The following is an 8,465-nucleotide window of genomic DNA, read 5'->3' on the forward strand; positions in this document are numbered from 1 at the left end:
AAAGATATTTAAGACAACATCAAACGCTTATTCTTCAACAGGCGATGGGATGAGCATTGTTTACAATGCAGGACTTCCACTTGAAGATATGGAATTTGTCCAGTTTCATCCAACAGGGCTATATAAACTGGGAATATTGATTACTGAAGCGGCACGAGGTGAGGGAGGAATCTTATATAACAGCAAAGGCGAAAGGTTTATGGAAAAATATGCGCCAACAATAAAAGATCTCGCTCCTCGTGATATGGTCTCCCGGTCCATATATACTGAAGTAAGGGAAGGAAGAGGAATCGATGGTAAGGATTATGTCCATCTTGATTTAACGCATCTCGGGAAAGAGGAGATTCAGCTCAAATTGCCTGATATAGCAGATTTTTGTAAAATTTATCTTGGTATCGATCCTGCAGAAAAACCAATTCCTGTCCAACCAACAGCCCACTATGCAATGGGTGGAATCCCCACCGATAATGATGGAAGAGTCATCATCGATGGAAACAATACGCCAGTGCAGGGATTTTATGCTGCAGGTGAATGTGCCTGCGTATCTGTGCATGGAGCAAACAGACTGGGAACGAATTCTCTCCTTGATACTGTTGTTTTTGGAAGAAGAGCAGGCAAGGCTATAAGAGAATATCTCAGGTCAGCAGTGCTTGAGCCATTGCCGGAAGATGTCCTTGATAGGACAAAGGAGAAAATAGATAAAATTAGAAATGGGAAGGGAACGGAGAAACTTGGTGATATAAGAAAATCGATGCAGGAAGCAATGATGGACAAATGCTCGGTTTTCAGAACAGAAAAGGGATTAAAAGAAGTCAAAGAACATTTGAAAGAACTTCGTTCGAGATATGAAAATATTTCTATTTCAGATAAAGGAACAGCTTACAATACTGACCTTTTTGAAGCGATAGAGTTCGGTTGTATGCTGGATCTGGCTGAAGTGATTGTCGATTGCGCTCTTAATCGGCAGGAAAGCCGCGGTGCTCATTACAGAGAGGATTTCCCAAATAGAGATGATGCCAATTGGCTTAAGCATACATTGGCTTATAAGACAGAAGATGGAATCAAGATCGATTATAAAAAGGTATCCATTACCCAGTTTGAACCTAAGGAGAGGAGATATTAAAAATGGAAGTTACCTTAACAATATACAGATACGACCCTGAAAAGGATAATAAACCTTACTACAAAACTTACAAGGTCGAAGTAGATGAAATGGACAGAGTTGTCGACTGTCTCAACAAGGTAAAATGGGAGCAGGATGGCACATTGACCTTCAGGAAATCCTGTGCTCACGGAGTTTGTGGTTCTGATGCAGTAAGAATAAATGGCGAGAATGCTCTTGCCTGCCAGAAACTTGTCAAGGATTTAAAAGGGGGCAAGGCAACGATTGAACCATTACTCGAGTTTCCTGTCATAAAGGATCTTGTGGTTGATTTGGATCCCTTCTTCAAGAATATTGAAAAGATAAAACCCTACTTTATAAATAATACGCCCCCGCCCGATAAAGAGCGTTATCAAAGCAATGAAGACAGAGACAAGATAGATGATCCGGTTAAATGTATTCTTTGCGGTTCCTGCACATCATCCTGTCCGTCATATTGGTATAACAAAGACTATTTAGGTCCGGCTGCTCTTCTTAAAGCACATCGCTTTATTCTTGACAGCCGAGATGAGGGAAAAGAAGAAAGGATTCAAATTGTAAATAACAGAAATGGACTTTGGAGATGTCATACCATATTGAATTGTAACGAGGTTTGTCCAAAGGAGATTAACATTACGCAGGCAATATCAGAACTTAAGAGATTTGTGCTTGCTTCTAAACTGTAAGGGAGATGAGGTAAGAGAATGAAAATTCATGAGTATCAAGCAAAAGAAATATTAAAGAAATTTGGTGTAGCTGTGCCGCAGGGTGCTGTGGCTTATACTCCTGCTGAAGCCAAAGACATAGCAAAAGAATTAGGAGGCGGTATTTGTGTAGTCAAAGCACAGATTCATGCAGGTGGCAGAGGAAAGGGAGGAGGCGTAAAATTAGCTAAATCCCCTGATGAGGCTTTTGAGCATGCAAAAAGTATATTGGGAATGAATCTTGTAACACATCAAACAGGTCCTGAAGGGAAAGAAGTAAAGCGAGTCCTTGTTGAAGCAGGGGCAGATATTGATAGAGAACTTTATTTGGGTATCGTCATCGACCGCGCAACATCGAGGCCTGTTATTATGGCAAGTGAAGCAGGCGGAATGGAGATTGAAAAAGTTGCGGCTGAGACACCTGAAAAACTGTTGAAGGAATATGTTGATCCAAGAGTTGGGCTTCAACCCTTTCAGGCAAGAAAACTTGCTTTTGGGCTTAATTTGACAAAAGAGCAGGTAGGCAAAGCTTCCAAATTCATAATGGCTCTTTATAATGCGTTTATTGCAACAGATGCATCCCTTGCTGAAATAAATCCTCTAGTTGTGACGAAACAGAATGATGTTATAGCTCTTGATGCCAAGATGAATTTCGATGACAATGCCCTATACAGGCATAAGGAAATCGAGGAGTTGAGGGATTTTGATGAAGAAGAACCATTAGAGATAGAAGCATCCAAGTATGATCTCAATTATATAAAACTTGACGGTAATGTGGGTTGTATGGTCAACGGAGCCGGACTTGCAATGGCAACAATGGATATAATTAAACTTGCCGGAGGAGAACCCGCAAATTTTCTTGATGTAGGCGGTGGAGCAAATGTTGAAAGAGTTGCCAATGCCTTTAGAATTCTTATGTCAGATAAGAATGTAAAAGCAGTATTGATTAACATTTTTGGCGGAATTGTCCGCTGTGACAGAGTGGCTCAAGGAGTAATCGAGGCAAGTGAAAAGGTCAAAATCGATGTGCCTGTAGTTGTCAGACTGGAGGGCACAAATGCAAAGGAAGCTTCTGAGATTTTAGAAAAATCTGAGCTTAACTTTATTGTTGCAAATGGCCTCAAAGATGCAGCTGAGAAAGTTGTTTCAGTTATTAAGTAAAAAAACTAAAAAGGTTAACGGAGATTAGGGAATATGAGCATACTTATAGATGAAAACACAAAGGTGGTTGTTCAAGGAATTACAGGTGGAGAAGGTACATTCCATACAGGACAAATGATTGAATATGGGACAAAAGTCGTTGCAGGTGTAACTCCTGGAAAAGGCGGCACAGTGCATCAGGGAGTCCCTGTATTCAATACTGTATCACAGGCAGTCGCAGAGACAGGTGCAAATGCTTCAGCAATATTTGTACCTCCTCCTTTTGCGGCTGATGCCATAATGGAAGCAGCTGATGCAGGAGTAAAGGTGATAGTGTGTATTACTGAGGGCATTCCAACATTGGATATGGTAAAGGCATATGAATATATTCAGGGTAAGAATGTCAGATTAATTGGACCCAATTGTCCTGGAATAATTTCACCGGGTAAATGTAAGATTGGAATTATGCCGGGTTTTATTCATAAGGAAGGAAGTATAGGTGTTATATCGAGGTCAGGAACCCTTACTTATGAAGCTGTAGCACAGCTTACAAATAGGGGGCTGGGGCAGTCGACATGTATTGGAATCGGTGGTGATCCAATAATCGGCTCAAAATTTATTGATCTTTTGAAGCTCTTCTCTGATGATCCACAAACCGAAGGGATTGTAATGATTGGTGAAATTGGCGGAACGGCAGAAGAAGAAGCAGCAGAATTTATCAAAGATAATGTTAAAAAGCCGGTAGTGGCATTTATTGCAGGCCAAACTGCTCCTCCCGGAAGAAGGATGGGTCATGCAGGAGCTATTATATCAGGAGGAAAAGGAACAGCCCAAGAAAAGATGGCTGCTCTTAAAGCGGCAGGTATTGCAGTGTCGCCTGATCCCTCATCTATTGGTGAAACAATGGAAGCTGCCTTAAAAGGTTAATTGGAGTAAATTTATTAACATTGATAAAGGTTAAATAAATGGCAAAGACGGCAAAAGAAATTAGAATTAATGAAAAATGGTGTAAAGGATGTGAAATCTGTGTTGCTTTCTGTCCCACAGAGGTGCTGGAAATGAATGGGGCAGTAGCTGTGGTAAAACAGCTTGATAAATGCATTGTTTGCAGGCAATGTGAAATAAGATGTCCCGATTTTGCAATAGAAGTTATTGAAAATGAGGGATAGAAAAAATAATATGTGTTGAGATATTCTATCTTTTAATGAATGCTTAGAATATCGTTTCTATAGATTACATAAACTCTGGAGGCATGAAAAAAGGTGGCTAAAAAGAAAGTTTTTTTACAAGGTAACGAGGCATGTGCAGAAGGCGCTTTGGCGGCAGGTGTTAAGTTTTTCGCCGGTTATCCTATTACACCGTCATCAGAAATTGCCGAAGTCCTTTCACGCAGGCTTCCGATGGTTGGTGGTAAATTTATTCAAATGGAAGATGAAATAGCATCGATGGGGGCGGTCATAGGAGCATCATTGGCAGGGGCGAAATCGATAACAGCTACGAGTGGTCCGGGATTTTCGCTAAAACAGGAAAATCTTGGATTTGCATGTATTACAGAAGTTCCTGTTGTAGTTGTAAATGTAATGAGAGGCGGTCCCAGTACTGGGCTACCGACCTGCACCTCCCAATCCGATGTAATGCAGGCAAGATGGGGGACCCATGGTGACCATCCTATTATTGCGTTGGTCCCGTGGTCAGTTGAGGAGTCATTTCATCTCACAGTCCGCGCTTTTAATCTTTCAGAAAAATACAGAACACCTGTTATTCTTCTCCTTGATGAGGTCGTTGGCCATATGAGAGAAGCAATTGAGATTCCTGATCCTTCTGAACTTGAAATTGTAAATAGAAAAAAACCAACCTGCAAACCTGAAGAATATTTGCCCTACGACCTTAACAATGAAGTCAATCCACTGCCTGCCTTTGGAGAAGGATATCGCTTCCATGTTACAGGGTTGAATCATGATGCCACTGGCTTCCCGACGAATGATTCTAAACTTGTTCAAAAAGATGAAGAGAGATTAATGAATAAATTATTGAATCATCTTGATGATATATTGACATGGGAAGAATATATGACAGATGATATGGAAATACTTGTCTATGCTTATGGTTCTACTGCACGCTCTGCAATTGCGGCTGTAAAGCAGGCGAGAGAAGAAGGCATAAAAGCAGGATTATTCAGGCCAATTACCCTTTGGCCCTTCCCAGATGATAAAACGAGAGAGATGGTGAGTAAGGTAAAAAAGGTTATAGTGCCGGAAGTTAATCTTGGTATGATAATCGGAGAAGTAAAACGAGTTTCACCAAAGGAAGACATAAATATCGTTGGAGTAAATAGGGCTGATGGAGAAACAATAGTGCCACAGCAGATACTTGATAAGATAAAGGAGCTTAGCTAAAAATGAGTATTTATGAAAAGTATATGCGAATAGACAAGTTTCCGCACATATGGTGTCCGGGATGCGGATATGGAATTGCAATGAAATCTGTTATGAGAGCTATTGATAGAGTAGGTATAAAAAATGATGATATCACTATGGTTTCGGGCATAGGATGTTCAAGCAGGACACCGGGCTATCTTGATTTCAATACCCTTCATACAACTCATGGACGGGCACTTCCTTTTGCCACAGGCGTTAAGATGGCAAAGCCTGAAATGAATATTATTGTAGTTACCGGAGATGGTGATGCAACGGCAATAGGTGGCAACCATTTTATTCATGCGGCTCGAAGAAATATTGATATGACTGTTTTAGTGTATAACAACTATATTTATGGTATGACAGGAGGACAATATTCTCCAACAACACCACAAGGAAAATTTGCAACTACTGCACCTTATGGAAATATCGAGCCGCCTTTCGATGTATGTAATCTTGCTGCTGCTGCAGGTGCAAGCTTTGTTGCCAGAGGGACAGTTTATCATGCTGTGCCTTTGGATAAACTGATTGAACAAGCTCTCAGGAAGAAGGGATTTTCAGTGGTTGAGGTATTGAATCCTTGTCCTACTTCATTTGGCAGAAGGAATAAACAGCCAACTCCTGTAATAATGATGAACTGGATGAAGGAAAACTGTATTCCAAAGGTTAAATATGACAAAATGAGCGATGAAGAGAAAGTTGGTAAGATTCCAATTGGAGTTTTTGTTGACATAGAGAAACCTGAATATACAGAACAATATCAGCTTTTAATCGATAGAGCGCAAAGTCTTGCAAAGTAAAGTTTATAAAAAAAGAGGTTAATATAAAAATGGCTACAAATAATAGTAAAACTGAGATAAGATTGAGCGGTTCAGGTGGTCAGGGATTAATTCTTGCAGGCGTTATTCTGGGCGAAGCTGCGGCGATTTATGAGAACAAATATGCTTTGCAAAGCCAGTCTTACGGACCGGAGGCAAGAGGTGGTGCAAGTAAATCCGATGTGATTATTAGCGATGAGAAGATTGATTTTCCTAAAGCTACAAAAATCGATGTTCTTCTCGCATTAACACAGAAGGCATTAGATAAGTATGTCGTTGATCTTAAAAGCGATGGCATTCTTATTGTTGACCAAGACCTTGTCAAAAATGTGCCTGAGGATAAATGCGGAAAACTTATTAAAGTTCCTATAATTGATATTGCACGAAAAAAAGTAGGAAAGGTTATTACGGCAAATATTGTTGCTTTGGGCGTATTGGTAGGCGCAAGCGGTGTTGTCTCAAGGGAAGCTATAGAAAAAGCAGTCCTTGCCCGCGTACCAGCTGCCTTTAAAGACCTAAATAAAAGGGCTTTGGAAGAAGGATTTAATGCTGCCGGTGTGTAGGGATTAAGCTGTAATTGGTCCTCTCTCATATAGAAGATAAGAATTGGATAAAGAGTCTTATTGTCGAAATCTTCTCAATAGATTAAAATTTGAGGGCATATAGACTCTTTAAAGACGGTAGCTAAAAATTTATATGCCTGAAAAAAAAATATCGGTTTTTCTTATAACTGAAAACCTTTCTACCATAAATGAATTAACTCCCTGCTTTGATGCTTCAAGGTTTGAGTTATTATGCTGTAATGACAGTAGCCGTGCAAAAACTTTGATTGATCAAAATCATTATGATATTGTCTTCACCTTCCTAAATATGAAGGGATGCAGCGGTATTGAATTATTAGATTATATAAAATCTAATAGTCCGTTTACAGATGTTATTATACTTTCCTCTGAAGCTACAATATCTTCTGCCACGGAAGCACTAAAAAAGGGAGCGCAGGATTTTCTTCAATATCCTTTAGATTTGAGCTATTTCAAAAGCTACCTTTCAAAACTCGTTCAACAACATAAACTCTTGGATGAGAATAAAAGATTAAAAGAACTACTTAAGATTGATTCTCAGAATGATGAAATAGTAGGTACAAGTCCAAAGATAAAGATGGTTTATAAGCTAATTGATGAAATAGCACCTACTGATGTTACTGTTTTGTTGGAAGGAGAAAGCGGGACAGGGAAAGAATTAGTTGCCCGGGCAATACATCGGAGAAGCCATAGAAATAATATGCCTTTTGTTGCCTTAAATTGTGGTGCATTACCTGAAAATCTTATTGAAAGTGAACTTTTTGGACATGAAAAGGGAGCTTTTACAGGCGCTGTCCAAAGAAAGAAGGGAAGAATCGAGCAGGCAAACAAAGGGACCCTTTTTTTAGATGAAATTGCGGAATTGAGTTTAACAAATCAGGTTGACCTTCTTCGAGTACTCGAAGAACAAAAAGTTAGTCGAGTCGGTGGCTTGGAGAAGATTGCTGTAGATGTGCGTTTCATAGCGGCAACGAATAAAAACCTCGAGGAGCTCTGTAAAAGAGGAGAATTTAGAGAAGACCTTTTTTATAGATTGAATGTAATAAGAATGACATTACCTCCTTTGCGGCAAAGGAAAGAGGACATTCCACAACTTGCGGAAGCTTTTCTCCATAAATTTGTAGTTAAATATGATAAAGAGATAAAATCAATAAGCCCTGAAGCAATTGAGGCACTGAAAGAATATTCATTCCCGGGGAATGTCAGGGAACTCAAAAATATAATTGAGAGGGCTGTAGTTTTGTCAAAATCGGATGAGATAAAATTAGAAGATTTGCCTGAGCAAATTTCTGAGGGAAGAATGACTCGTGGTGTAGAAGATACAAGAAATGTTAGAAAATTTCTTTCACTTAAAGAAAGAGAGAAACAAGCAATTTTTGAAGCGGTCCAATTAACGAATGGGAATAGAAAAAAAGCGGCTAACTTGTTAGGAATAAGTTTGAGAACACTTCAGTATAAGTTGAAAAAATATAATCTTGCTATTTGATATTCTTTGATGCAAAATTTGCACATAAGTGCAAATTTTGCACTATTTTCATCTCCTCAATTTTTCTAAGTAAATCAATATGTTATCGGGTAATTTATTTTTTATATGCAAATTTTGCACTTATTGAAAAAATGTCACTGGATATGTCATAGATCTGATATAAAAAAATATAAAAAAG

The 8,465-nt window shown here is 39.2% G+C and carries 9 protein-coding genes; all 9 read left to right on the plus strand.

Translation table 11 applies throughout. From position 1 onward, the window contains the following. The coding region (locus D6734_02495) for an FAD-binding protein (protein RMF97266.1) at window positions 1-1,123 on the plus strand (1,123 nt) is incomplete at its 5' end. Window positions 1,124-1,125: 2 nt separating this feature from the next. Beyond that, window positions 1,126-1,827 carry a succinate dehydrogenase iron-sulfur subunit gene (locus D6734_02500; GenBank protein RMF97267.1) on the plus strand — a complete coding sequence of 234 codons (702 nt, stop codon included), beginning with the start codon at window positions 1,126-1,128 and terminating at the stop codon, window positions 1,825-1,827. Window positions 1,828-1,845: 18 nt separating this feature from the next. Further along, on the plus strand, window positions 1,846-3,006 hold the full coding sequence (locus tag D6734_02505) for an ADP-forming succinate--CoA ligase subunit beta (protein ID RMF97268.1): 1,161 nt from the start codon (window positions 1,846-1,848) through the stop codon (window positions 3,004-3,006). A 33-nt stretch (window positions 3,007-3,039) separates the two neighbouring features. After that, entirely contained in the window at window positions 3,040-3,912 is an 873-nt protein-coding gene (sucD, locus tag D6734_02510; GenBank protein RMF97269.1) for a succinate--CoA ligase subunit alpha, read from the plus strand. Window positions 3,913-3,950: 38 nt separating this feature from the next. Beyond that, a complete protein-coding gene (locus D6734_02515; GenBank protein ID RMF97270.1) occupies window positions 3,951-4,154 on the plus strand; it encodes a 4Fe-4S dicluster domain-containing protein in 204 nt (67 codons plus the stop codon). Window positions 4,155-4,247: 93 nt separating this feature from the next. After that, window positions 4,248-5,381, plus strand: a complete 1,134-nt coding sequence (locus D6734_02520) for a 2-oxoacid:acceptor oxidoreductase subunit alpha (GenBank protein RMF97271.1) — start codon at window positions 4,248-4,250, stop codon at window positions 5,379-5,381. A gap of 2 nt (window positions 5,382-5,383) precedes the next feature. Continuing rightward, window positions 5,384-6,202, plus strand: coding sequence for a 2-oxoacid:ferredoxin oxidoreductase subunit beta (locus D6734_02525; GenBank protein ID RMF97272.1), 819 nt, complete (start codon window positions 5,384-5,386; stop codon window positions 6,200-6,202). Between the two features lie 29 nt (window positions 6,203-6,231). Then, the gene (locus D6734_02530; protein RMF97273.1) at window positions 6,232-6,783 is read left to right on the plus strand and encodes a 2-oxoacid:ferredoxin oxidoreductase subunit gamma; all 552 of its coding nucleotides are present in this window, start codon (window positions 6,232-6,234) and stop codon (window positions 6,781-6,783) included. A 133-nt stretch (window positions 6,784-6,916) separates the two neighbouring features. Continuing rightward, window positions 6,917-8,287 (plus strand): sigma-54-dependent Fis family transcriptional regulator, encoded by a 1,371-nt coding sequence (locus tag D6734_02535; protein ID RMF97274.1) that lies wholly within the window; start codon window positions 6,917-6,919, stop codon window positions 8,285-8,287. Window positions 8,288-8,465 lie beyond the last annotated feature (178 nt).

This window comes from Candidatus Schekmanbacteria bacterium (genome assembly GCA_003695725.1).
GTDB lineage: Bacteria > Schekmanbacteria > GWA2-38-11 > GWA2-38-11 > J061 > J061.

What these genes read in the sequence shown, in the direction of transcription:
- D6734_02500 (RMF97267.1), top strand. Translation starts at nt 1,126, where the DNA reads ATGGAAGTTACCTTAACAATATACAGATACGACCCTGAAAAGGATAAT.
- D6734_02505 (RMF97268.1), top strand. Translation starts at nt 1,846, where the DNA reads ATGAAAATTCATGAGTATCAAGCAAAAGAAATATTAAAGAAATTTGGT.
- sucD (RMF97269.1), top strand. Translation starts at nt 3,040, where the DNA reads ATGAGCATACTTATAGATGAAAACACAAAGGTGGTTGTTCAAGGAATT.
- D6734_02515 (RMF97270.1), top strand. Translation starts at nt 3,951, where the DNA reads ATGGCAAAGACGGCAAAAGAAATTAGAATTAATGAAAAATGGTGTAAA.
- D6734_02525 (RMF97272.1), top strand. Translation starts at nt 5,384, where the DNA reads ATGAGTATTTATGAAAAGTATATGCGAATAGACAAGTTTCCGCACATA.
- D6734_02530 (RMF97273.1), top strand. Translation starts at nt 6,232, where the DNA reads ATGGCTACAAATAATAGTAAAACTGAGATAAGATTGAGCGGTTCAGGT.
- D6734_02535 (RMF97274.1), top strand. Translation starts at nt 6,917, where the DNA reads ATGCCTGAAAAAAAAATATCGGTTTTTCTTATAACTGAAAACCTTTCT.